Genomic DNA, 24,146 nt, shown 5'->3' on the forward strand with positions numbered 1-24,146 from the left:
AGCTGCGGGAGTCGGCGGAAGTGAAAGCGGTCTGTGGGCTACGGGCTACTCGGCAGCCGGGGCCGTCGGGGCCTTGGGATCGGGGGTGTTGTGGGTCCACACCCGGTAGTCCAGCGCCCATCGCCGCCGGACCGGGGGCCGTCGGTCGGGGTGGTGCCAGTTCTGGATGTCGGCCATCAGCTGGGTGTAGTCCACGGGCTGGCTGATCACCCGCAGTTGGGTGATCAGGCTTCGCAGGTGACGAAGGAGTGCCGGCACGCTGGTGGCCGCGGCCATGGCCCCGACCCTGGCGTCGGTGGCCGAGTCGCTAAACTTCTCGTGGCGGCGTAGTGCCAGAAGGGCGGTGCCGAGACCGACCCCCTGCCGGTGCATGGGGACCTTCTCACCCTGCTGGTGTAGTCCGAACAGGGACAGCGCCGCGTGTTCGGCGGCTTGCTCGGCGGACACTTCGCCGCGTCGGGCCAACATGTCGTTGACGGGGCATGTGTACAGCGCCCACATCTTCGGGGAATCCATCGGCGGACGGCCCAAGCCTGAGCGCATAGCGGCGAGGTCCTCCCCTGGCGGCGGGCCCTTGTCGGAACCGTGCTCACGCCATGCGTGGTCGGGCCCGACCCGACGCTGCCAGTACCGTTCTTTGATCTTGTAGTCCATGGCAGTGCTCACGCTCCGGTCATTGTTGCGGGCTGCGCGGCGTCGCTCGCGCGGCGTGCTGCCGCCTCAGTGGTGCGGGCGTCGGCGGCGCGGGGCAGGACTGCCCTGAGTTGGCGTAGGAAGTTGTGCTCCGCCGTGCCCAGCGAGTAGGTCACGGCTTTCTCATTGTTCTTGCCCTGTTTGGTTTGCTTCACTTCCCGGCCGACGAACGCACCCGGCGGTGTGGTCGCGAAGACCTTCTCGGCGACGTCGCGGGTGGTGCGCCAGGCGAGTTTCTCCCATGCCAGCTGTCCGCGCTGCAAGACTTCCTCGTCGCCGCCCGCCGCCCGCACGCCGGCCAGCAGGCGTCGCACGAGCGGATCCAAGCCGTGCAGGACCAGCTCTCCGGGGCGCTGCCCCTCATTCCAGGGGATAGGGTCGGCGCCGGCCGCACGGCGCAGGTCCGCCGACAGGTTGTTGACCGCCCGGGCCAGCTTCTCCGCCTGTTCGGCGACTTCCAGCACCATGTCGCGGGTGTCGGTGTCGGCGACAAGTGAGAGGATCGGCAGAGCGATGGCGTCACACAGGATGTCTTCGACCACGGCGGACTGGGTGCCGTAGATCATCCCGTAGGTGTGGACCTGCAGCGGGTAGTCGGCGGGGATGGCGCCGGAGTCCTGGAGTTCGGCGATCTGGTCGAGCAGGAAACTGGTCTCCACCGCGTTGTTGTCACGACCTGGGGTGAGCATGGCCTCAAGGCCCCTCCACGCTGCCTTGCCTGCGACGTGACGGCGCGGATGCCGGTGCCCTTTCGCCGCCTTCTTCTCGGTCCCCTTCTTACCAACCGGGGCAAGGTTCCACGCGGTGTGGGGTTCCCACTCCGGGACCATCGACAGCCGGTCACCGGCCGAGACCACGACCCTAGCCACGCGCACGCCATCCTGCGTGTCGTGCGGGATCAGCCGGACACGGCGGCTCTGCCACGTCCATAGGTCCAAAAGGCCGTCGGCTGCCCTGGTCGTCCAGGCCGGTGTGGCCGCCGGACGCTTCCACTGGGGCACTCCGAGGCGGGCTGCCGGGGTGAACGGCATGTTCAGCAGCAGGGTCTCGTACAACGTCTGACCGACCGGCATGACGACACCCAACTGGCCCAGCGGGCCGGTGGGATTTCCGGTCGTTTTACCCGCCTTGGCCTGGGGGTCATCGACCGCCCCTGTCTTGATCGCGGCGGTGTCCCAGCACAGCGTGTGCAGCAACCAGTGCACCGCCTGAGCGGGAGTCAGCTCGAGTGGATCGGCCTCGGTACGCGAAGCGAACAGCGGAACATTGTTGCCGCTGGCGGCATTGGCCACCAAGGTCGCGGAGCCCTTCGTCTCACCCTTGGTGGTGCGCAGCCCCGCCACCTGGCCGAAGGGGAAGGTCTGGCTGAATAGGTCGAACCGTTCATGATGTTCACCGAGGTAGATCCGCAGCCGCTCACGTTCGGCCTCCGAGAAGTGGCCCTGCGCGAAGCGCTGGCGCCAATCCCGCCGATCCGCGGGAGCCCCCAATGCGTCGACGACGACGGGCAGTAGCACCTGACGCAGCACTGCCGGTATCTGGGTCGGAAGATCCATCACCAGATCCTCGAACCGGTCGGCATCGAGCAGCACGTCCAACAGGCCCACCTGCCGGGGGCCATCGTCGGAGCGCCGGCCGGTCATCCACGCCTCATCGACCAGGTTGTACCAAAACACAGGCACACATCCAATTGGCTATGTCTACAGTAGAGCAGTGAGGAAGTTCATGATGCCACCCTCTGGCTTCCCTGTCCAACGGGTGCTTCAATGACGGGTCAGTCCCGCATGATCCACACGGCGGGGATGCTCCTTGGCTGTGTCTGAAGTCGTCTTCAGCCATGCACTCGGCTCCGCGTTCGCGGAGATGCTTCCACCTCTTGGCCTCGTTCAGGGGCGTGCGCCTCGCGAGGGGCGCACACCGCCCCTGACGACCAGGCCCAGGTCGGTGTCGTAGGTGACCTGGAGGTCGCCCAGCTGCGTCCATCCGTCGGGTCCCAGGACCAGGGCGCGGCTGTAGCGCAGCCACGGGTGGTCGCGCCAGCTCGGCAGCGGAACAAGGTTCTCCTCGACGACCGACGTCAACGAAGCCGGGAGTCGCACGGTCGCGCCAAGCACCTCCTCCACGAGTTCGCTGGTGGAGGCCTCCCCATTCGGACCGAGCGAGCGACCAGAAGGGGTGCGGTACCCGGCATCGTCGTCACCGCGAACGACAATGACCTCGACCGTCGGATCTCCGTCTCGAACGAGCGCCTCGAAACGGCCCTCAGGGAGGCTTTCGCGGATCCCACCGGTGTGCAGGGCCTGCAGAGTCGGGTTGGCGTGCTCGCCGAGACGAGTCAACAGATACGGTGCCGCCGCCTCGGCGCGACGTCGTTGCCGGGTCGACCACGTCTCGCCAGCCGCGCGTTCTGCGACCGACCACGCCGCGGGCACAGCCTGCCCACCCCCGTAGACCTGCTCCACCAGCTGCGGGACCTGACCGGGAATCCGCCAGCCCTCCTGCTGCGCTTCGACAAGTGCGGCAGCGGTGCGCAGCAGCAGATACGAGCCGTAGATTCCTTCACTGGCCTTCAAGATCCACGGAATCTGATCAGGGTCAAGGCAACCCAGACCCGTCACAACCACCGTCGCGACACTGACCCGTGCCGGCCGGTCCACCCCCTCATGGCGATGCAGCCTGCCGATGCGCTGCAACAGAAGGTCCATCGGGGCCAGGTCTGTGATCAGCAGGTCCGCGTCGACGTCAAACGACTGCTCCGCCAACTGTGTGGCCACAACGATCAACCGCTCCGGGCGTTGCCTGTCCTTCGATGGTGGCCCCAGCTTTTCAAGGCAGGCCTCGGTGCGCTCGGCACGGTCGGCGGCATCAAGACGGCCGTGCAGCAGCACCACGTCGGCGCCGAACGTCTTCTTCAAGGCCGCATAGGCGCTCTGGGCGCGGGGCACCGTGTTGCGGATGACCAGGACACATCCCCCGTCTTGGAGACGGTCCTCGAGCAGGTTGACCATCGACTGATCGGCGGGCGAGATCGTGTCCGGCTCATCTGAGGCGATCGGGGGTTGCGGGGCCTCGGAGAGAATCTCGACCGTCACGGGCACGTCGTCACGCCAGGTCGAGCAGCTGTCGACCAGGAACTGCGGACCACTGTCCGCGAGCCACGCGGCGGTCACGCTCGGATACCCAGCTGGTTCGGGAAGATCGGGCACGTCGCGCTCCTCCCGGGAACGGGCACCTGCCAGATACGCCCCCACCAACGCCCGCCGCTGCGCCGACGGCAGCGTCGCAGACAACATCACCACCGGCACGCCGGCCTGCCCCAGCCACCACAGCCCCTCCTCCAGGAACTGCGACATGTACACATCAGCCGCGTGCACCTCGTCGAGCACCACGACCTTGCCCACCAGCCCGGCCATCCGCAGCATCACATGCCGGGTCCGCGTGGCGGCGAACAACAGCTGGTCGATCGTCCCCACCACGAACGGGGACAGCAGACCCCGCTTGCGGCCAAGGAACCACTCCGCCGGCGCCCGACGCTCCACCGCACCGTGCCCGCCGAAGGCCGCCATGCCGTACTCGTCCACACCGTCGATGTCCTCACCGACCGAGGTGAAACAGTCATCGGCGCACTCATCCCCGACATCGTCCAGCAGGGCGCGCCATTCCTTGTTGAACATGCGTTTGCCGTGCAGAAGCGCGACCTGACTCTCCAGGCCCGGTTCCACACTGCGCAGCCAGTCGCGTACCTGCGCGAACATCGGATCACACGTCGCCTGCGTCGGCATTCCGACGAACACACCATCCGCACCGAACCGAGACGCCAGTACCTCCGAGGCGACCAGCGCGGTCTTTGTCTTGCCCTCCCCCATCGGTGCCTCGATGATCACCAACCCCGAGCCGCCCATCCGCCGCACCGCATCCAGCACCATCCGCTGCGAGGGACGCGGCTCCTGGCCGAACCGGCGCTGAAACACCTGCGGACCCGGTGTCGGCAACTGCCCCCACCCGCCACGCAGCCCCAACTCCGCCCAGGCCCCAGCGGCACGAACCCGGGCTCCACCCATGCTGACCCGGTCGAGGTCGTCAATTCCACCGAACTTGGTTTGGTCACTGGCGATCCAATCCGCCATCACCACAAACCCCGACAGCTGCAACTGAACCGCACGCGGCGGCACCACGCGCGGTTCCACAGCCAGCAACGGATTCTCGGAGTCAAAGCCCAGTTCCCGAGTGAACACCTCCACCAGAACCTGCTGGGCCTCTTCCCAGGCGACGCCTCTGCCCTGCAATGCGGGCGTGCCCGCCTTCAACTGGCCGCGAGAGGGATACGAGCCGTGATGGCCCGCGATCAATGGCCACACCCAGTCCACCTGGGCCTCATCCCACCCGGCCGCATCCAACACCCGGATCAGAAGCTTCGCTCCCGCCTTGTCATGCCGCCACGACTTTCCCTTGACCGCATACCGGTCCCACGTCAGACCCGACCCCCACACCGCGGCGGTACCCAACGGATCAACCTGCTGAAACGCGGGCGTGGCCTTCCCGCAGTCATGCACACCACACAGCCACGCAAAGAACCGCCGGCCCCGACCGACACCGCCTGCGACGTCATCCAACACCCGCCGGACACGCACAGGCAGATAGCAGTCCCACACCCGCTCTGCCACCGCAGCCGTGTCCAACATGTGCGACAGCAGCAAATTCATCACCCCGCCGCCGTTCATCGCCGACTTACCCCACAGCACACCTACCCGACCACGCACCTCGACTCCGTAGAATCGCCAATAGTCAACAGCGACAACCGCAGGTGCGTCATTCATGCCCACGACGCTAGAGCAAGGCACCGACAATTCCGTCAAGAACAAGATCAATCCGAGATGGATCATGTAATGCCGCCAGCGACCCCAGACCGCAATGCAACTGAATGAAATGGGGCCTCCCGCACCGTAAAGCCCCAGGTCACCAAGCGTCGGCCCCGCGCTCGCGGGGATGTTCCCGCGGTGTGCTCGCCGATCTCCAGGGGCAGGAGGTCGGCCCCGCGCTCGCGGGGATGTTCCCGGCACCCTGGACGCCGCCTCCGCGTCGAGGGTGTCGGCCCCGCGCTCGCGGGGATGTTCCCCGGTCGAGGTGGGCCGAGTGGGGCGGCGTAGCGTCGGCCCCGCGCTCGCGGGGATGTTCCGCCATGGCCGGCCACTTCACCCGCCCCGGGGAGGTCGGCCCCGCGCTCGCGGGGATGTTCCCGAAGATCCGGCCGACCAGGTCGGCGTCGTGGAGTCGGCCCCGCGCTCGCGGGGATGTTCCCGCCGCCGACCCGGTGAACAGCTCGCCGAGAGAGTCGGCCCCGCGCTCGCGGGGATGTTCCCGTCGACCTGGGCGAGTGCCCGAGCCCTGCGGCGTCGGCCCCGCGCTCGCGGGGATGTTCCCTCGGCTCTGGCGGGACCGAGCAGTGACCGCCCGTCGGCCCCGCGCTCGCGGGGATGTTCCCACCTCGGTCAGGACCCGGGTGCGGACCTCGCCGTCGGCCCCGCGCTCGCGGGGATGTTCCCCGGTCGCCGTCCTGGACGACGACACCGCCGCCGTCGGCCCCGCGCTCGCGGGGATGTTCCCTCCCCGGACCGGGTGGCACCCTGCATCATCCCGTCGGCCCCGCGCTCGCGGGGATGTTCCCGCCTGCCATTCGTCCATGCCGCCGTGCTCGGTGTCGGCCCCGCGCTCGCGGGGATGTTCCTCCCTTCACGAAGATCCAAACTCCGCGCGCCGTGTCGGCCCCGCGCTCGCGGGGATGTTCCCGCCTACGACCCGTCCGAGGACTCCGTCGCCCAGTCGGCCCCGCGCTCGCGGGGATGTTCCCTCTCGGTCAGCCAGGTCGGGGTCGTTCACGCAGTCGGCCCCGCGCTCGCGGGGATGTTCCCGGCAGAAGGCCCAACGTGACGCAGCGTGTACCGTCGGCCCCGCGCTCGCGGGGATGTTCCCACCGGACCCGTCCAGGGGATGCGGCACTACCTGTCGGCCCCGCGCTCGCAGGGATGTTCCGGTCTCCTTGACGGGGCTGACGCGGTCGTGGCGTCGGCCCCGCGCTCGCGGGGATGTTCCCCGGCTGCGGTCCAGGTGGTACCGCAGCACCGCGTCGGCCCCGCGCTCGCGGGGATGTTCCGACGCGTTCGGGGTGCTCGCCGACGCCCAGGTGGTCGGCCCCGCTCGCGGGGATGTTCCCTCGATGTCCGGGGAGCGTGCCTCAACCTCGACGTCGGCCCCGCGCTCGCGGGGATGTTCCCCAGTTCCCGGCATAGCCACGCCGAGAATCGATGTCGGCCCCGCGCTCGCGGGGATGTTCCCACCGTGCGCAGGAACCCGTAGGCGAACAGGAAGTCGGCCCCGCGCTCGCGGGGATGTTCCTCGGTCACTTCCAGGCCGAACACCTCGTGAGTAGTCGGCCCCGCGCTCGCGGAGATGTTCCCACCCGAGCAGTTCGCCAGCCTCATGGGTGATCGTCGGCCCCGCGCTCGCGGGGATGTTCCTTGCGCGCCGAAATACGGAGTGATGCTCCGGACGTCGGCCCCGCGCTCGCGGGGATGTTCCCACCACGTGCGCCCCAAGGACTGGAAAACCTGGGTCGGCCCCGCGCTCGCGGGGATGTTCCTGTGCGGTGGCCGAGCCATACGCAGCCCGCTGCGTCGGCCCCTCACTCGCGGGGATGTTCCCACCGTGCGCCCGGAGCTGGCCATGCCGGTGGAGTCGGCCCCGCGCTCGCGGGGATGTTCCCCTCTGGCTGATCGACGCCGGGGGTCTCTGGTGGTCTGCCCCGCGCTCGCGGGGATGTTCCCTTGTGCCCGCTGATGCTGATCGAGTCGGTCAGGTCGGCCCCGCGCTCGCGGGGATGTTCCCCAGGACTCGTAGTCGTAGCCGATCCAGATCCCGTCCGCCCCGCGCTCGCGGGGATGTTCCCGGACCGAAGGGTGACCCACCCAAGCTGTCGCCGTCCGGGGACTGATCGCCGTTTGAGCTGGGGCGTAGCCTGCCAGTCATGAACGAGCGCACTCCGGGCGCGTGTTTCGGCCGTGCTGAACTCGGCACCTTCCCCCCTCGGGCCCGACGGCGGTGCTCTCACTGTGCTCGGGTCCGGCCTGGTGCTCATCGGCCCAGTCGTCGTGCCAGTTTTGCTGGGCGTTGACCCAGGGGCGTTCCCTGCCTGGGCGCGGTGGGGCACCTGCGCCGCACCGCCGGCGACCCCACCGACTGAAGCGAACTTGGCCAGCGTCGAGTGGTCCACGCCTACGATCAGGCCATGGCGTGGAACTACCTGCAGGTCATCCTGAGCTCCCCCGTCGGCCAACCCCAGCCCCCTGTCGACCAGCCGAGCAGCACGCCGAGAGCCCTGATGTCCAGGTCGCGACAGGTAACGGCACCGACCCCCTCGGGGCGCAGCACCCGAGCTAGCCGCTTGTGGCCCACAGCCGCTCTGAACCAGGTCGACTGGGTACGCCCGTGGCCGGGGGCAAGACGCTGCTCGGCCGGGCTGACCAGAGGGACCGCCCTTGGACTGATCGCGAGGAGGGTCGCAACGACGTGGGCGACCACCGCGTCGCACACGTGGCGCATGGGGGGTGATTCAGGCCGTCTTGCGGCTGCGCGCCTTCTTGGCGGGGGTCTTGGTCCCGGCCTTCGTGGACGTGGTCTTCGCGGTGGAAGCTGATTCCTTGGCTTTCGGGACCGCTTTGAGCGCGCGCTTCGGACCGGCTGCGGCCGGCTCGCCGTCGGCGTGGTGCTGGTGGGCTTGGCGTGCGGATGCGACCGAGGCCTTCAGGACTTCCATCAGGTCGGCGGGGCTGGTGATCCCGGGTGCCTCGGGGCGTTCGGGTACGACGACCTCGCGGCCTTCCACTTTGGCGTCGATGAGTTCCTTGACCGCGGTCCGGTAGTCGTCGCTGAACCTGGGGTCTTGCGGGTTCCAGTCGGCGGTCATGTTCTCGACCAGGGACATTGTCATCTTAGAGCCTGTGAAATAACGGGTTGAGTGTTCGGTGTGCTGCTGTGTGTCGATGTCTGGGGCGGCGTTGGCGTGTCGTGGTGAAACGGGGAAGGGCCTTCAGGTATGAGCACTGGTGACGAAACCTCTGCCCAGACCACGAAGGCCCAACAGTGTCTTTCTACCTTGTCGCGGGACAGGGCGCACCTACCGCCCCCGCACGTCCTGGCGTGCACCTGCCCACCGTCCGGCCACGCCGCTACCCGTCAGACACCACCGACGCCGAGTGGACGATCATGGCGCCGTTCGTGCCGGTCAGCGGTTCGGAATCAGGACGTGGTGGCAGGCCGGTGGCCTATCCGCGTCGCGACATCGTCGATGCGATCCGCTACCTCACCCGCAACGGCGGGGTGTGGCGGGCCCTGCCGGTGGACTTCCCGCCCTGGCGCACCGTCTACCACTACTTCCGGACCTGGATCGGCGACAACACCCTCAACCAACTCCACAGCAACCTGCGCGACCAGGCCCGCCGGGCCGAAGGACGCCAGACCGGCCCCACCGCCGCCATCATGGACTCCCAGTCCGTGAAAGCCGCCGAGACCGTCGCCCGAACCAGCCGGGGATTCGACGCCGGCAAGAAGATCAACGGCCGTAAACGCCACATCGTCATCGACACCACCGGACTCCTCCTCACCGTGCTCGTCACCTCCGCCGCCGTCCAAGACCGCCACGCCGCCCGCACCCTGCTCACCGCGGTGCGCATGTGCTTCCCGACCATCCGCAAGATCTGGGCCGACGGAGGCTACACCGGCCAGCTCGTCACCTGGGCCACCGCCACCCTCGGCATCACCATCGACATCGTCAACAAACTCGCAGGACAGACCACCTTCCAAGCCCTACCCAGACGCTGGGTCGTCGAACGCACCCTTGCCTGGATTACCCGCCACCGACGCACCGTCCGCGACTACGAACGCAGACCCGACCACCACGCCGCCATCATCCAATGGGCCATGATCACCATCATGACCCGCCGACTAACCCGGTAATTTCACAAGCTCTTAGGTGTGGGGGTGGTTACGAGCATGTGCTCTACGTCGTCGAGGGCGTAGAAGGCGACCCGGCCCTCGCGGTAGCGCCTCCATTTCTGCTCGCTGGCCAGGCGGTATACCGTGCCCAGCGGGCGCCCGGACAGCGCGGAGACGTCGGCGGCGGTCAGCGCCGCGACCCGGCTCACGCCGCCATCCCGACCGGACGGGCGACGGGGGTGACCTTCGCGGCGCGGCGTACCGCCATCCACTGATCACGTGCCCAGCGGTGTGCGGCCGGGTCGAGGTCGCACTCGATGCGCGACCGCTCCGGGCGGTCGACGTGCACCACCCCGTCCAGCACGCCGCCGCACTCGGTGAACAGGCAGCGCCGCCCTAGCTGGGTCCGCCCGGGCGGGCTGGGGTAGGCGGCGCGGTCGGCGGAGTGCACCAGGTCGGCCAGCTCGTCGCACAGGTCCCCGGCGGCGGGGTGCGCGCCCAGCCACCGGAGTTGAGCGAGCAGGAAGTCGACCAGGGCGCCCGCTTCCCGCTTCGGTGCGTCGACCCCCCGCTCGTCGACCACCATGCCGGCCAGTTCCGGAAGCAGCCCGGGGGCGGTCGCGGCGGCTTGGTCGGCGGTCATGCCGTTGAGTTCGAGGAGGTCGAGGAGGATGGCCCAGGCGGTGCGGCCGGAGCGAACCGGCTGATTGCTGATCGGAGTCCTGAGCGCGGCGGCGGCGACTTCGGTGGCGGTCTCCGCTCCGATCCCGGAGTAGCTGATCAAAGTGTCGTCCAGGTCCCAGAGCAGAAGTCGACCGTTCCGCTTCCCGCGTGCACTACCGGAGGTCATTTTGTTCACTCTACGAGCCATCGCGATCTTGCTGGACGAGTTGGTGCCGCTTGCGGCTGATCAGGGCTGGTCCGTACGGTGACCTGATGCAGTCTCCCGTACTTGACCAGCTCGGATCTGCCGACCTGAAGGCGATCACCACGGCGTTCCAGTTGGGTCCGGTCAGTTCGGTGGAGCGGGTGGTCGCCGGGTTGATGAACGACAACTTTCGGCTCGCCACCGAGACCGGGGTGTTCCTGGTGAAGCGGGTTCGGGACGTACCTGTGGACAAGGCTCGCCGGAATCTGCACGCGGTGGCGGTGTTGGCGGCCGAGGGGCTACCGGTGGCCGGGCCCGTGTTGGCGGGCGGGGATCCGGTGCTCGAGTTGGGTTCCGGGGCGTTCACGGTGACCCGGTGGGTGGAGGGTGTCCACCTGACCGGCGGTGAGATGTCGGTGGAGCAGGCCCGGCTGCTCGGCACGGAGCTGGGTGCCCTGCACGGCAGGCTCCGTGCGCTGCTGCCGGATGGCGGCCCGCTGCCGGCGAGCCGGACGGCGTCTGTCGAGGCCGCGATTGATGAGGCCGATCGGTTCCTGGAGGTGATCGCCTCCAGGGTCGAGCTGGACGACTTCGACCTGCTGGTGGACAAGGCGCTCCGGCGGCGGGTGGAGTTGGTCGAGTTCCACCGCGGGCTCCGGCCGGAGACCGACGGGCCGGTGGGGCCGGGCGGGTGGACGCACGGGGACGTGCAGCCGTTCAACCTGCTTTGGCGCGATGGCGGCCTGGTGGCGGTGGTCGACTGGGACCGGCTCGGTATCCGCTCCTACGGTGAGGAGGTCGCCCGGACCGCCACGCTGGTGTTCGCGGCCGGGGACGGCGGCTTGGACCTGGCGAAGGTCGAGGCGTTCGCCGCCGGGTACCGGGCGGCGTTCGGCGTGGTCGACGGCGCGGCGTTGAGGGACGCTGTGGCGCGGTTGTTGTGGAAGCGGTTGTGCGACTTCTGGCACCTGGACTTTCACTACCTGCGGGCCGATCACGGCTGTGACCATCTGTTCGTCTCGGCGACCGGACTGCTGGAGTGGTGGCTGGAGCACGAGGCGCTGGTCGAGCTGGCCATCGCCGGCCCACGCTGAGCACGGCAACGCCCGGCCGGGCCCTTTTCGGGTCGGCCGGGCTCGGGCGCCGTCGAGTGCGGCTAGGCAGGCTGCCTGTCCCTCTTGGGTGTGCGAGGCAGGATCACTTCGCCTTCTGGGCGCAGGGTGCGCAGGAACACCCCGATCAGGACGAGGAACACGATGCCCACGGTCGCCCAGACAGGGCCCGTCTTCAGCAGCGGGATCAGCCGGGTGCCGGCCACGGTGTCGAGCACAACGGCGGCCGGGGCCATGGCGAAGATGAGGAACAGCAGCGACCCGGCGAACAGGTTGATGGCCCGGCGGGTACTCTGCCGGCGGCGGCTGTTTGGTGGCAGGAGACTGGCGAGCGGCGGGGCGGGTTCGGTCACGGCAGGCTCCTCATGCTGATGGTCGCGCGCAGGCCGCCGGGCGCCGCGGCGGCGTCCAGCGCGGCGTTGGTCTCGGCTAGGGGGTGGGCGCTGGTGATCATCGGCTCGACCTGGATCCGACCGGCCTGGACGAGCCGGGCGAAGCGCGGGATGTCCACGGGGGTACGGACACTGCCCATCAGGGAGCCAGCGATCCGCCGCCCCTGGCGCAGGGCACGGCCGGGCAGGACCAGGTCGGCGCCGGCGGGCATCATGCCGAGCACGACCGCCGAGCCGCCGGGCCGCAGCGCGCAGAACACGCTCCGGGCGGCCTCGGGGTCGCCGACGGCCTCCACCGCGTACTCCACGCCCCCGTCGGTGAGGTCGACGGCGCAGGCGGCCGGGTCGTTCATGATGGGGTCGATGGTGTGGGTGGCCCCGTAGAAGGTGGAGGCGGCCAGCCGTTCGGCGTCGGGGTCGACGGCGATGATCGTGGTGCAACCGGCCAGGCGGGCGGCCTGGATCGCGGCGATGCCGACGCCGCCGCACCCGGCGACGAGGATGGAGGTACCGGGTGCAGGGTTCAGGTCATTGAAGACGGCAGCCAGGCCGGTCGTCACGCAGCACGACAGCAGCGCCCCGGTGGCGAAGGACAGGGCGTCAGGCAGGGCGATGAGGGCGGAGGCGTCGACCAGCATGGTCTCGGCCAAGGCGCTGATGCCGAGGTACTGGTTGACCGGCTGACCGTCGAGGGTGAGGCGGGTGCGTTGGCGTTCGCGGCCGGAGGTGTCGGTGCAGTGCACCATCCTCCCTGACAGGCAGGGGCCGCAGGCGCCGCAGTACATCCGGTCACACACGATGACCCGGTCCCCGGCCTTGAGGCCGGTGACGCCCGGCCCGGTCTCGGCGACCACGCCTGCGGCCTCGTGTCCCAGGACTGTCGGGGTGCGGTAAGGGATGCGGCCGGCGGCAAAGTGCAGGTCCGTGCCGCACAGACCGACCGTCTCGGTGCGCACGAGCACTTCGCCGGGGCCGGGGGCGCGCAGAGTGAGGTCAACGAGCTCCAGGGGCTTGCCGGCGGCGGTGAGCAGCGCCGCGCGGGTGGTGATGGTCATGAGGGCGTCCTTTGTGGTCAGAGGGTGTGGTGACCGGTGGCGAGCACGGCGGCGATGGCGTCGGCGACCTGGACCATGTAGTCGTCGGCCGGCACGCTGGGGATCTTCAGGACGAGCATTTGGCGGCGGGCGGCGTAGTAGTGCGGGAACTCGGCCGGGTCCGGGGGCCGGTAGCCGGTGGCGGCCGGGAAGAAGGCCCGGAACAGGTCCTCGTTGTGGAGGACCGGAGAGGTCAGCCAGTCCTCGTACAGGTCCCGCAGGGGCACGCCTTCGTTCTTGAGCACCCGGCGCAGTTCGAGGTGGTCGGTGACCTTCGGCTGGCACCACAGCGGGGTGCCGTACCAGCCGCGCACGGTGCCCTCGGCCAGGACCGGTGCGGTGACCGGGGCGCCGTGGCCGGCGAGGGCTTCCAGGAGCACGGCCAGGTTGTTCTCGCTGTCGGCCATGCGTTGCGGGACGCTCAGAAGCTGGGCGGCGGCGATGGCGGCGGCCAGTGGGTGGATCCGAAACTTGTAGGCCACCCCCGTGACGGCCAGCGGCAGCAGGTCCGGTTCGGTGAGTTCGTCGGCGAGCCGGCGCGGATGGTGTCCGAGCGTCATGGCCCGCTCGTAGATCCGGCGGGTGCCGGTGGTCAGGACGCCGCCCTCACCGCCGGAGACGAACTTGGCGTGCTGGAGGCTGAAGCACCCGGCGGCGCCCCAGGATCCGACCGGCCGGCCCCGGTAGACCGCGCCGTGGGCGTGGGAGCAGTCCTCGATGACCGGCAGACCGGCACGGGCCAGGGCGTCCAGGCGGACGGGGATGCCGTAGGCGTGCGTGGCCAGCACCGCGCCGACCCGGCCGGCGTTGTCGGCGACCGCGGCGGCGGAGATGTTCGCCGTGCCCGGCTCGACGTCGCAGAACACCGGGAAAGAACCGGCGTGACCGATGGCGGTGATGGCCGAGACCCAGGTCAACGGGGAGGTCGCCACCCCGGCGCCGGGCGGGACCTCCACCGCGTGGACCGCCGCGTGCAGCGAGGCGGTGCCCGAGTTGAACGACAACGCCAGGTCGGTGCCGGCCAGGGCGGCGAAGCGTTCCTCCAGCAGCCGGGTGGCCGGGCCGCAGTCGATCTCCGACAGCAGCCCGGAGGCCATCACCCGGGCGACCGCCTCGTGCTCGGCCGGCCCGTACTGCTCGGCCTTCGGGAAGTGCAGGGTCACCCGGCGCGGCCGGCCGCCGACCTCCAGGCCAAGGCCGGCGCTACCGGACATCGCCTGCTCCTTCGATCGGGGCGGGCACGGCGGGGACGAGGTGCCGCGCGGCGTCGACCGGGTCGCGGTGCAGGTGTCCGGGCGGTGTCCCGTCGGGGGTCTCTCCGGTGATCCAGAAGATCCGCAGTTCAGCGCCCCCGCGTACGGCGGTGATGTCGTGGTCGACGCCGGGCGGGGTGAACACCAGGTCGCCGGGCTGCACGTCAAACGTGTGCTCGCCGACGGCCACGGCGCCGAACCCGGCGGCGATGAACCAGGCTTCCCAGGTGGTGTGGTGGTGCCGGTCGAAGGTGGCGGTGCCGTCGGCGCGGATCACGAACTGCCCGGCCGAGCTTGCCCCGATGCCGGCGGGCCGGTTGTCCAGGGTCAGACGCTCGCGGTTGGCTCCGCGCACGAGAAACGGGGTGTTCAACTGCTGCTCCCTACAGGTCGGGGGGCGGCCGCCGGGGCTCCGGCGTCCAGGTCGTCAAGGTCGGCGGCCAACAGCGCGATGTAGCGCTGAGCCGCGGGTTCGCCGCGTTCGAGGTGGAAGGCCGCCAACGCGACGGCGATGCGGATCCGGTAGACGGCCATCGCCGCCGTCTCGGCCCGGTCGGGTCCGGCCGGGCAGTAGCCGTGCAGCACCTGCTCAGCCAGCTCAACCGGGAACCGCAGGCTCACCCCGGCCAGCTCCAACCACGGGTCACCGCCCCGCACCGACTCCCAGTCCACGACCCCGGCGACCCGGCCCTCGCCGTCGATGAGCACGTGACCGCAGGTCAGGTCCCCGTGCAAGAGCCGGGCGGGCCGCCCGTCCAGGTCCGGCGCGAACCGGCGCAGCATCGCCTTCGCCCGGCCCGCGAGATCCGGGTCCAGGCCGTCGGGCCAGCGCACGGCGCTCAGCCAGGTCAGGGCGCTGGTGTGCTGACCTCGGCCGCCGGGGCTCAGCCGGCCGTAGCCGGTGACCGGGACCTCGTGCAGCCGGCGCAGCAGCGCGCCCAACTCGATCGCCGCGGCCAGGGTCTCGGCCGGGTCCGCACTGTCTGCGTCCAGGGCCCGGCCGTCGATGCGGGTCTCCACGCAGGAGCCCTTCGCCCAGCGCAGCACCCGGGGCGCCGGGAACCCGACCCGCAGGCACTGCTCGGTGGCCCAGTGCGCGGAGGAGAACCGGTCCCGGCCCGCCACCCTGGGAACCTTGACGACCAGGTCTTGCAGGAACGGCTGCGGGGCGGCGAAGACGTGGTTGTCGACGCCGCCGACCATCTCCGAAAGCTCGCGGACTGCCCAGAAGCCGGAGGCCAGGGTGCGGTGCGCCTGCTCGGCGGGCGTCAGGTCCCGCCCGGTCGGGCTCACCGGGTACCTGCCAGTTGGATGCGGTCGCCAGTCGACAGCGACAGGGTGGCCGCCTCCAGCACGCTGATCGAGGTGGCGTGGTCGGTGGCCGACACGCTCGCCGGAGTGATCGAGCCCCCGGTGAGGACCGCGAGCATGTCCCCGATGCACAGCTCATAGCCGGGTGCGGCCGGCTCCAGCTCGACCATCTCGTCTCCGACGCGCAGTTGACGCTGGCCGTCGAAGGTCGCCGAGCCGGTCGCGGTGTCGGCGCTCCACCGGCCATTCGCCGGGGTGCGCAGCCCCGGGCCGGCGTAGCCGCCGCGCCAGGACACCACGGTCTCGTCGGCGAACTCCAGCAGCAGGGTCACCAGACCGGCGTGCGGGGCAAGGTGCGCGGCGGGGTGTTCGGTGCAGCGGACCGCGATCACCGGGGCGTCGGTGAGCCGGCGGGCCTGCTCGATGGCGTGCACGCCGAGATCGGCCAGGGCCGTGTGCGCGGTCCGGAAACCCGGGGCCCGGAGCTGGACGAACGTCTCGCCGGCCGCCAGCAGAGGCCCGCGGCCGGCGACCGAGCGGACGAACGCGCTGTAGCCGGGGTCGAAGGCCCGGTTGCGCATGACCATCAGCCGGCGGCCGACCTGCTCCGCGTGGGCGATCAGCGCCTGGGCGGGGGCAGCCCGGACGGTGAGCGGCTTCTCGGCCAGGACGTGCAGCCCGAGGGTCAGCCCGAGCCGGGTCATCTCCGGCTCGGCGGCCGGCGGGGTGAGGTTGACGATCGCCTCGACGTTCGCCAGCGCCAGCGCCTGGTGCACGGTGGTCGCGGTGACGGCGTCGACCTGCCCGAGCGCGTGCAAGCGCCGGGCGGCGGCGAGGTCGGTGTCCACCAGCGCGGTGACCGACACCTTCGGGTGGGCGGTGAGTACTCGCAGCCAGCGCTGGGCGATTTGCCCGCAGCCGACGACAGCGATCTTGATCATGCTGCGGTTCCTTCGGTTCGGGCCGAGCTGTGCTCGGCGATCACCGCCACGGCGGTAGCCAGCACGGCAACGGGGTCCGCGTCAGCGTCGACCGGCACACAACGCTGGGTGACCAGCGCTGCCGGATTGGTGAAGTGCTTGTTGAACAAGGTGGCGAAGAACGAGTCCACGAACAGGGCCGGGAACCCGGGCCGGGTGCGCGCCCGCAGCGCCAGAGTCTCGGGCCGGGCCGTCAGGTGCAGAGTCAGGTCCGGGACGATCACCCGCCGAGCTGCGATCAGGTCGAGGGCCAGCGGGTAGGCGTCGGCCTCCGTCATGGCCGACACCGCGCCGACGTGCGCCAGGAGGGTGTCAGCGGTCCGGTCGACCACCACATCCCGGCCCTCGCGCACCCCGGCATCGACCAGCCCGAGCCGCACGGCCTCCACGGACAAGAACACCTCCAGGCCGGCGAGCTGGCCTGCGACGCTCGAAGCCTTAGCAGGTGGCAGGCGGCCCGGGTCTGGGGCGGCGTGCCAGTAGCAGGGCACCACCAGCGGATCGCGGAGCGCACCGGAGGCGGCCAGGGCGGCGGCCAGGGTCGTCTTGCCGGTCAGGCTGGTGCCCTCGATACCGATGATCACGACGCCTCCCCGGTGATCCGGTGGGCCTTCGGTGACAGCGCGGTCCGGGCACCGGCGAGCCGGGCCGCGACCGCCCAGGCGGGCCCCACGCTGTTGAGGACCGTCGCGCAGAACAGGTCCACGCTGTCGTGGGCGACCGACAGCGGATCGGCCGGCCGGTCCTCCAGCCGAGCGAGCTGACGGGCCGGCTCGACGAACCCGACGACCAGGCCGGCGGCGGCGGTCAGCCGGGTCGGCCAGCCGGTCCGGCTCACCGCCAACCCCAGCAGGGTCAGGGCCGCCGGCCCGCGCAGCAGCCAGCCCGTCCCCCGGTAGCCGCCCACGGCCAGGGCCACCGCCCGTTCCACGGGCCGGCCCCGCCCGGCGGCCGTGGCGTCGCGGGCACACCGCGGATAGTCCAAGTAGTTGTTGAACCAGCGGCGTCCCTGCCGGACCAGCTCGGTGAGGGTGTCGGGCATCGGGGCGCGACCGAGCATCGGAGCCGAGCGGACCGGGACGCCAGCCATCGTGACCTGGAACCCGAACGGGAAGTCGTCCAACGTCGTACTGGTGGGCAGCCCGCCGACCTGCGCGAAGACGTCCCGGCGGACGAGCAGGCCGTGCCCGACCGTCTGGGCCAGGCCCCGGACCACCGTCCTGCGGAAGCCGGCGGGGTACCGGTCGAGGCCGGCGCGGTAGCGGCGGAACGAGGCGAGTTCGCGCCGCAGCGTCCAGAGGCTCTGCATCCGGGCCGCGCCGTGCGCCAGCGCGCCAGATCCGGCCGGGGCGGTGAACAGCGCCGACTGCTGCATGATCTCGGGCCAGGACCCGGCGCGCTGCCGGTGGCTGGCCAGCTCCCGGAGGATGAGTGTCATCTGCTCGACGGTGGGCCGGGAGTCCACATCGAACACCGCCAGGTAGGACTCCGTTTCGTCGCCGGCGGGGATCTGTTCGGCGGCGTGGTTGACCTGGGCGGCCTTGCGACCTTCGACACCCGGGTGGTGAAGGTGGCCGATGGGGAGCTTGGCCAGAGCGGGCTCGGCCAGCAGTCCGACGACCACATCCCGGGTGCTGAGGAACCCGTCCAGCACGGCGGCTACCTCGCCCGTCGTGGTCGGTCGGACGGCGGCCAGGGCCTGGCATTCGTCGGCGGTGAGCGGGAACCGTCCGGCCCGCAGGGCGCCGGGGCCGGCGGCGGCGATCTGCTCGGCGAGCAGCTGCCGTTCGGCGTCCTCACGTGCGGTGGTGACCACCGTCAGGGTCAGGCTCGGCAGCGCCTCCAGCAGCGTCGCGCACCAGTCCAGCAGGCTGGCGACCGCCTGCTGCTCGCGGAGCACCGGCACCACCAGGTGCACCGTCGGGGCGGGGACGTCGATCGGGTCCGGGCAGGCCGGGCGGATCAGGGCGCGGCGGGAGCGGCGAAGCTCCAGCAGGCCGACGGCGTGGCGGCCTGTGATGCCTGCCGCCAGCAGTAGGCCGGCCAGGGCGGTGCGGCTAGATCGGGAAGACGCCGACATGAGACTCCTCCGTCGAGATTGAGCGACTGAAACGGGTATAGGTATCCAGCAGCGGGCCTAGCGGGTAGTTGTTCCAGGGCTTGAGCGAGCCGGCGAAGTGCAGGATCGAGGCGGTCTCCTCGGCGGCCAGCAGGTCCGCCAGCGGACAGAACTCCTCGGCGTAGTGCACGAACCCGCTCTGGCGAGCCAGCGTGGACAAGGCGAAGGTATTCCACCGGTACGGCAGCCGGATCCAGTTGTCGGCGGCGGCCCAGTTCAGGGCGCACTGGTCCCAGAACCGGCCCGCGTTCGGGTGCTGGTCCAGGAACTGCCAGGCCCGGCCGAACAGGTTCGCCTCCCGGCTAGCCGGGAGGTTGAGGAGCATGACCCCGGAGTTGAAGTACTCCCTGCCCCGCTCGATGCCCAGTTCCTGCCAGCCGGGCAAGGCGATGCCATGGCCGATCCGGGGATTCTGCGCGTCGAGCACCGCGGCGAGCGGGTCGGTGATCCGGCGGGCCAGCAGCGGGACCAGGTCGCCGAGCACGAGGGTGTCGCAGTCCACGTACAGCACGTGGTCCTCGTCGGCTAGCAGATCGGCTAGTTGCAGCCGCAGGTACACCGCCTCGCTCACCCACTCACCCACCGGGAGCGCGCCGGTCCGGTGGTCGACTTGCCGGAGCGTGAGCGACAGGCCGAGCCGGTCGGCGTGATGGCGCAGCATCCGCCGGTCGTGCTGGAGCAGGTCGTGGTGCACCACGACCACCCGCAGGTCACCGACCATCTCCGAGTGCGCCTCAGCGAGGGACTGCATCAGCACACATCCCGGCTCCCGGTAGCGCCCGTCGACACACAGCACGATCGGCGCGAGATTCAACCCGCTCATGCCGCGACCTCTCGTGCCTGACCGGAACTGGGGCACACCCGGGCCAGCGGGCAGCGCCCGCACTGAGGAAACTTCGCGTAGCAGACGGTGCGCGACAGCCAGATCAAGATCTCCGAGAGCAAGCCGGCGTCCGGCGCGAGCCTGCTGATCGTCGCGGTCGTCCGGCCGGCGAGGGCGTCGTTGCGCGTGGTCACGGCCGGGCCGAGCCCCAGACGCCCGCTGATCCGGAGCAGGCCGCCTGCCGGCGGGACCCATCGCCGTTCCCTGGTCGAGCCGGCCAGAACCCGGACGGCGGTCGCCGGCCCGACGCCGGGAAGCACTGCCAACTCCGCCAGGGCCTCGGCCGGATCCTCCTTCAGCAACTTGCCCAGCTCGCCGATGCCCTCGGCCAGGCCGTGCAACGCCAGCCGGAGCCGTCCGGACAACGGCGGCTCCGCCAGCGACAACCGGATCGCCGGCAACTGCACCACCCGGCTCAGGTCCAACCCGCCGGTCGCCCAGTCGATCTCCTCCAACCGTCGCCCGGCCGCATCCGGGCCGATGCCAGCGGCCTCCAGGATCGTCAGGATCAGCAACGCGATCGGCCGGGCCGTCAACACCGCCACGTCCGCGAACTGCCGGCCCAACTCGGCCAGGACCGGGTGGGTGCCGAGTGCCAGGTCACCCACCCGGTGGCCGAAGTCGTCTTCCACTGCGGAAGCCACAGCACGGGTCGGGGCTTGAACACGGAGCTTGCCGCCGTCGCTGGTGATCACCACCGGGGCCAGGGCGCCGTCCACCGGCGCAGTCCGTCGCCACCGGTCCGGGCCGTCCGGCCGCCAGACACGCCCCGCCACCTGGCTGTCCAGCGACAAGGCCAGGTCGACCGGCCCACTCGCGCTCCTCGGTCTCGACCCCGCTCCGGCGCGCAGCCCTTGGCGGGCACGCCTCACCCGCCCCGGTCCGGGAACCAGCGACTCATCAGCCACGGCGAACCTCCTCGGTTCCGCAGGCCGTCCAGCAGCCGAGCTCCGCCCGATGCCCGCAGCGGCTGACCCGCTCGGCCACTTCCCTCCGCGCCCCGGAAGCATGGGCCGGCGCGGAGGGCACGATCGGGACAGTGAGGATCAGCAACAACACCACGAAGAACCAGATCGGTAGGGCGCGTATCACGTGTAGCTCCTGCCTACTGTCTAGAAGGGACTGATGCGGCGACCTGTCGGCTCGTCGACCTGGGGATGACGGATATCCGGACGGTGCGGCCGTCCGCGCGGAGTACGTCCAGCTCGTCGGTTGTCTCGCTGGTCAGGAGCCGCAGGAGCGCGAGCGCCCTTTGTGCGACCGCAGACACTGGGCTGCCGGTGGCCGCGCCGATCGACCACGCCAGGTCGGCTGCGGCCTCGGTCAGCTCCAGGTCCGGGCGGAGCGGTCATGCCGTCACCTGCCAGAGTCGCCACCCCCGGGTGAACCGGAGCTCGTAACGACAGCTCGATCCCAGCTCGGCCAGGCCGTCAAGCAGCGGCAGGTCCGCGACCGCGCCGCCGAGGGCGTTCACCAGCTGGGCGGGCGTCCCGTCCGGACAGGTCGGCCTGCCTCGCACCAGCCACCCGGCGGCCTGGCTGTGCCGCAGCAGGTAGGTCCGGGCCGGATTCAGCCAGGGAAGGATCAGTCGCGGCCCGGGAGCCCCGTCGGTCCACGGCCCGCTTCCTCGTCGGGTGTCCAGGCGGCGGCCGACAATCTGCCAGAGCTGGTCGGTGCGCCTCTCCTCCAGGTAGGCGTCCACCAGCCGGAGCGGTCGTCCGGTAGTCGTTTGCAATCCATGCTCGGCGGCAGTCCGCTCCCACAGCAACACGACAACTCCATCCAAACTCGACATGAGACGCCAGCAAAAGGCAGCGTTTGCCCTAGCCAGTCACCTGACTCACAAGCTCAGCGGTGACTAGCCAGAGGACGGGCCGTGGTCACTCGCGGAGGATCAGGATCCGAGAAAAGGGGAGAATGTCCGGCTGGTCGAGCGGGTCGAACCCTTGGGGAGGATTGGAGCTCGACCAGCCGGAGCGGGGAGTCCGGGTGGCCGCCGCGCCACTCAACGCGAACGACCACCCGGGGACGCGCAGACCCCGCACGCCGAGCAGGGCCTGCCTCCGGGAGAGCCGGGCCGACCTCCCGAATCGGGTCGCGTCCACGGCCCGGGAATCACCGTCATCTGGGTCGCCGACAACCGGCGGCGCTGGCGGCCGGGGCGGCGGCGGGAACAACGCCCCGCCGATCGCTGGCGGCGCCGGAGCCCCAACGCGCAATTGAACCCGCTGGGCGGTGAGCAACATCAACGACGGTGGGGACATTGCCGTTCACCTCCTCGTTCGGCGTTGACCGTTCGTCCAGGCTGCTCGCAAAAACCCGGGAAAAACACGGAAAATTCACGGACTCATCACCATCGATGTTGCCTAGTGAGGGTGCGGCAGAGTTCCGTAACTGGCGGACTGCTTCGTCGGGGACGCTGACTCCGGCCCTGTTGCTCACATTGAGTGAACCGTCCTGCGCGAGTGGCGACTAGAGTGTGCGTCGAGGCAAGGCGTTTATAGGGTTTAACACTGAGGTGACTGGTAGAGCCCATGTCGCGAGAACCGAACCTCCGCCTGCGTGACGTGATAGCGGCGACCGGGTGGACCTACGAGGCGCTGGCCAGGTCGATCTGCCGAATCGCCGCAGAGAACGGCGAGGTCCTGCGGACCAACAAGTCGGCGGTCGCGCACTGGGTCGACGGCACCCGGCCTGCCGAGCGGACCGCCGGGTACCTGGTCGAGGCGCTGGCACGCCGAGCTGGATGCCCGGTCACCCTCACGGAGATCGGGCTGATCGGCGCCGACGGCCCGACGACGGTTGGATCGGACCCGGCGGACACCGCCACCGTACTAGGCCGGGCGGACGTGGAGCACCGGAACTTCCTGGCCGCCGCAGCGTTCACGGTCGCTGACACCGCGATGCCGCTGGGATATGACCACGAACCGGTGACCAGCCTGCTGCGGGCGCGTACCGGATCGGCAATGGTCGGGGCCGACGAGATCGAGGTCATCCGGCGAATCACGGCCGTGTTCGGGGCCGCCGACGAGGTCTTGGGCGGAGGCCACGGCCTGACAACCGTCGCGGCCTACCTCGCCGACACCGCCGCCCCGATGCTCCGGGGCAGATTCGCGTCCGAGGCGATCCGGCGCCGGGCGTTCGGCGCGGTCGCCGAGCTGGCCTACCTGGCCGGCTGGAAGCACCACGACGTCGGCCACGAAGGCGCCGCGCAACGCTACTACCAGGTCGGATTCCAGCTGGCGTGCGAGGCCGACCCGCACGCCCATGCCGGCTGGATGATGCGCACCGTCGCCCACCAGGCGCTGAGCCTGAAGCAGCCCCGCTACTGCATAGACCTGGTCGAGGCAGCCATCGTCCGCAGCCGCGGGTACGCCGACGGAGGCACCGAAGCCCTATTGCACATCACCCACGCCCGCGCCTTCGCCGCCGTGCAAGAGAAGGCCCTGGCCGCGAAAGCGCTGCTGGCCGCCGAGGCGGCCTTGGGGCGGGCGGACGGGCCGCAGCCGACCTACTCCCAGATCTCCGGGCCGGCGGCCGGGACGGTAGCCAGCCACACGGCCCGGACCTTGACCGAGATGGGCGACCACCGCGGCACCGAGCGGCAACATCGTGTCGCGCTGCTGTCGTGGGACCCCGAGAAGTACAAGCGCGTCCACATGCTCACCTACGCCGACCTCGGCGACTGCCTCGCGGCCCAGCGGCGAGCAGACGAGGCAGTGGCCACCTGGGGTAAGGCGCTGGACCTGGCCGAAGGCATGGCCTCGGCGCGCGGCACCGAGGCGATCTCCTCCATCCGGCCGACCCTGGCGATCTACCGCCGACGGGGCGTTCCGGGAGCCGCGGCCCTCGAACGGCGTACCCGTGCCGCGCGGGGTTAGATCCCCGAACACCCACGCGTCATGGAGGATGGACCCGTGAACACCCCGATCTCCGGCCGGTCACCGGCCAGCCTCCCGCCCGCCCTGGAGTCGATGACGCTGCTGGTCGCCGCCGTCATCGTCCACGACGAAGCCGCCGGGCGGGTCCTGCTCATCCAGCGCGGGCCGCAGGCCAAGTTCGCGCCCGGGAGCTGGGACCTACCTGTCGGCAAGAGTGAGCCGGGCGAGCCGATCACCGTCACCGGCGCCAGGGAGCTCAAGGAGGAGACCGGCCTGATCGTGGAGCCTGAGGATCTGGCGGTCGCGCACATCATCCACGGCTCCCACGGTGTCGAATCCCCGAACGGCTTCCTGACGGTCGTCTTCGCGGCTCGGCGCTGGCAGGGGCAGCCGGTGAACGCCGAGCCCGACCGGCACGCGCAGGTGACCTGGATCAACACCGACGCCATCCCCACGAACTTCGTCGCCACCACCGCGACCGCGCTGGCGAGCTACCTGGACGGACGGATCGACGTCTCAACCGAAGGCTGGTAGCCGCCGGCCCCAAAGCGTCGTTGAACAAGACGTCGCCG

Annotated in this window: 22 protein-coding genes and 2 CRISPR repeat arrays; of the genes, 4 read left to right on the forward strand and 18 right to left on the reverse strand. The window is 70.4% G+C overall.

The genetic code is table 11. The features are described 5' to 3' along the window. Positions 1–45 precede the first annotated feature (45 nt). The 4 genes from casB to IW245_RS12285 all read right to left on the reverse strand — a co-directional run bounded on the left by casB (position 46) and on the right by IW245_RS12285 (position 8,671). Positions 46–654: a type I-E CRISPR-associated protein Cse2/CasB gene (gene casB / locus IW245_RS12270; protein ID WP_267920135.1), complete on the reverse strand. Its 609-nt coding sequence runs from the start codon at positions 652–654 to the stop codon at positions 46–48. Between the two features lie 8 nt (positions 655–662). Continuing rightward, positions 663–2,369, reverse strand: a complete 1,707-nt coding sequence (gene casA, locus IW245_RS12275) for a type I-E CRISPR-associated protein Cse1/CasA (protein WP_197003304.1) — start codon at positions 2,367–2,369, stop codon at positions 663–665. Positions 2,370–2,579: 210 nt separating this feature from the next. After that, positions 2,580–5,510, reverse strand: coding sequence for a CRISPR-associated helicase Cas3' (gene cas3, locus IW245_RS12280; RefSeq protein ID WP_197003305.1), 2,931 nt, complete (start codon positions 5,508–5,510; stop codon positions 2,580–2,582). Between the two features lie 148 nt (positions 5,511–5,658). Next, positions 5,659–6,846: a CRISPR direct-repeat array (repeat unit 29 nt; unit sequence GTCGGCCCCGCGCTCGCGGGGATGTTCCC). A 90-nt stretch (positions 6,847–6,936) separates the two neighbouring features. Further along, positions 6,937–7,636: a CRISPR direct-repeat array (repeat unit 29 nt; unit sequence GTCGGCCCCGCGCTCGCGGGGATGTTCCC). 663 nt (positions 7,637–8,299) lie between these two features. Next, on the reverse strand, positions 8,300–8,671 hold the full coding sequence (locus IW245_RS12285; RefSeq protein ID WP_197003306.1) for a Ku family protein: 372 nt from the start codon (positions 8,669–8,671) through the stop codon (positions 8,300–8,302). A gap of 158 nt (positions 8,672–8,829) precedes the next feature. Here IW245_RS12285 and IW245_RS12290 point away from each other — a divergent pair, with 158 nt between their 5' ends. Continuing rightward, positions 8,830–9,702: an IS5 family transposase gene (locus tag IW245_RS12290; protein WP_197003307.1), complete on the forward strand. Its 873-nt coding sequence runs from the start codon at positions 8,830–8,832 to the stop codon at positions 9,700–9,702. 2 nt (positions 9,703–9,704) lie between these two features. Here IW245_RS12290 and IW245_RS12295 read toward each other — a convergent pair whose 3' ends face one another. Together IW245_RS12295 and IW245_RS12300 are read right to left on the reverse strand one after the other, a co-directional pair. After that, on the reverse strand, positions 9,705–9,890 hold the full coding sequence (locus IW245_RS12295; RefSeq protein ID WP_197003308.1) for a hypothetical protein: 186 nt from the start codon (positions 9,888–9,890) through the stop codon (positions 9,705–9,707). Beyond that, positions 9,887–10,531: a hypothetical protein gene (locus tag IW245_RS12300; RefSeq protein WP_197003309.1), complete on the reverse strand. Its 645-nt coding sequence runs from the start codon at positions 10,529–10,531 to the stop codon at positions 9,887–9,889. The genes IW245_RS12295 and IW245_RS12300 overlap by 4 nt, the downstream gene beginning before the upstream one ends. Positions 10,532–10,617: 86 nt before the next feature. Between IW245_RS12300 and IW245_RS12305 the strand changes: the two genes are divergently transcribed. Beyond that, positions 10,618–11,643 carry a phosphotransferase gene (locus IW245_RS12305; RefSeq protein WP_197003310.1) on the forward strand — a complete coding sequence of 342 codons (1,026 nt, stop codon included), beginning with the start codon at positions 10,618–10,620 and terminating at the stop codon, positions 11,641–11,643. 62 nt (positions 11,644–11,705) lie between these two features. On the opposite strand, the gene IW245_RS12310 is transcribed toward IW245_RS12305, so the two are convergent. The 12 genes from IW245_RS12310 to IW245_RS12365 all read right to left on the reverse strand — a co-directional run bounded on the left by IW245_RS12310 (position 11,706) and on the right by IW245_RS12365 (position 21,798). Continuing rightward, positions 11,706–12,014 (reverse strand): hypothetical protein, encoded by a 309-nt coding sequence (locus IW245_RS12310; RefSeq protein WP_197003311.1) that lies wholly within the window; start codon positions 12,012–12,014, stop codon positions 11,706–11,708. Further along, positions 12,011–13,108, reverse strand: coding sequence for an alcohol dehydrogenase catalytic domain-containing protein (locus tag IW245_RS12315; protein ID WP_197003312.1), 1,098 nt, complete (start codon positions 13,106–13,108; stop codon positions 12,011–12,013). Before IW245_RS12315 ends, IW245_RS12310 begins: the two co-directional genes overlap by 4 nt. Positions 13,109–13,125: 17 nt before the next feature. Continuing rightward, complete coding sequence (locus IW245_RS12320) at positions 13,126–14,361, reverse strand: DegT/DnrJ/EryC1/StrS family aminotransferase (protein WP_197003313.1); 1,236 nt, start codon at positions 14,359–14,361, stop codon at positions 13,126–13,128. Further along, positions 14,351–14,773: a cupin domain-containing protein gene (locus tag IW245_RS12325; RefSeq protein WP_197003314.1), complete on the reverse strand. Its 423-nt coding sequence runs from the start codon at positions 14,771–14,773 to the stop codon at positions 14,351–14,353. The genes IW245_RS12320 and IW245_RS12325 overlap by 11 nt, the downstream gene beginning before the upstream one ends. After that, positions 14,770–15,693, reverse strand: a complete 924-nt coding sequence (locus tag IW245_RS12330) for a phosphotransferase family protein (protein ID WP_197003315.1) — start codon at positions 15,691–15,693, stop codon at positions 14,770–14,772. The genes IW245_RS12325 and IW245_RS12330 overlap by 4 nt, the downstream gene beginning before the upstream one ends. Next, on the reverse strand, positions 15,690–16,652 hold the full coding sequence (locus IW245_RS12335) for a Gfo/Idh/MocA family protein (RefSeq protein WP_197003316.1): 963 nt from the start codon (positions 16,650–16,652) through the stop codon (positions 15,690–15,692). The genes IW245_RS12330 and IW245_RS12335 overlap by 4 nt, the downstream gene beginning before the upstream one ends. Beyond that, positions 16,649–17,275 (reverse strand): nucleoside/nucleotide kinase family protein, encoded by a 627-nt coding sequence (locus IW245_RS12340; protein WP_197003317.1) that lies wholly within the window; start codon positions 17,273–17,275, stop codon positions 16,649–16,651. The genes IW245_RS12335 and IW245_RS12340 overlap by 4 nt, the downstream gene beginning before the upstream one ends. Beyond that, positions 17,272–18,771 (reverse strand): glycosyltransferase family 2 protein, encoded by a 1,500-nt coding sequence (locus IW245_RS41575; protein ID WP_197003318.1) that lies wholly within the window; start codon positions 18,769–18,771, stop codon positions 17,272–17,274. Before IW245_RS41575 ends, IW245_RS12340 begins: the two co-directional genes overlap by 4 nt. Beyond that, a complete protein-coding gene (locus tag IW245_RS12350; protein WP_197003319.1) occupies positions 18,749–19,633 on the reverse strand; it encodes a glycosyltransferase family 8 protein in 885 nt (294 codons plus the stop codon). Before IW245_RS12350 ends, IW245_RS41575 begins: the two co-directional genes overlap by 23 nt. After that, a complete protein-coding gene (locus IW245_RS12355; protein ID WP_197003320.1) occupies positions 19,630–20,412 on the reverse strand; it encodes a hypothetical protein in 783 nt (260 codons plus the stop codon). Before IW245_RS12355 ends, IW245_RS12350 begins: the two co-directional genes overlap by 4 nt. A 629-nt stretch (positions 20,413–21,041) precedes the next feature. Continuing rightward, positions 21,042–21,395: a hypothetical protein gene (locus tag IW245_RS12360; protein ID WP_197003321.1), complete on the reverse strand. Its 354-nt coding sequence runs from the start codon at positions 21,393–21,395 to the stop codon at positions 21,042–21,044. Positions 21,396–21,573: 178 nt separating this feature from the next. Then, positions 21,574–21,798: a hypothetical protein gene (locus tag IW245_RS12365; RefSeq protein WP_197003322.1), complete on the reverse strand. Its 225-nt coding sequence runs from the start codon at positions 21,796–21,798 to the stop codon at positions 21,574–21,576. A gap of 429 nt (positions 21,799–22,227) precedes the next feature. Here IW245_RS12365 and IW245_RS12370 point away from each other — a divergent pair, with 429 nt between their 5' ends. Together IW245_RS12370 and IW245_RS12375 are read left to right on the forward strand one after the other, a co-directional pair. Further along, a complete protein-coding gene (locus tag IW245_RS12370) occupies positions 22,228–23,574 on the forward strand; it encodes an NsdA family TPR-like regulatory protein (protein ID WP_197003323.1) in 1,347 nt (448 codons plus the stop codon). A 36-nt stretch (positions 23,575–23,610) separates the two neighbouring features. Beyond that, a complete protein-coding gene (locus tag IW245_RS12375) occupies positions 23,611–24,108 on the forward strand; it encodes an NUDIX domain-containing protein (RefSeq protein ID WP_197003324.1) in 498 nt (165 codons plus the stop codon). Positions 24,109–24,146: the final 38 nt, after the last annotated feature.

This window comes from Longispora fulva, from assembly GCF_015751905.1.
Taxonomy (GTDB): domain Bacteria; phylum Actinomycetota; class Actinomycetes; order Mycobacteriales; family Micromonosporaceae; genus Longispora; species Longispora fulva.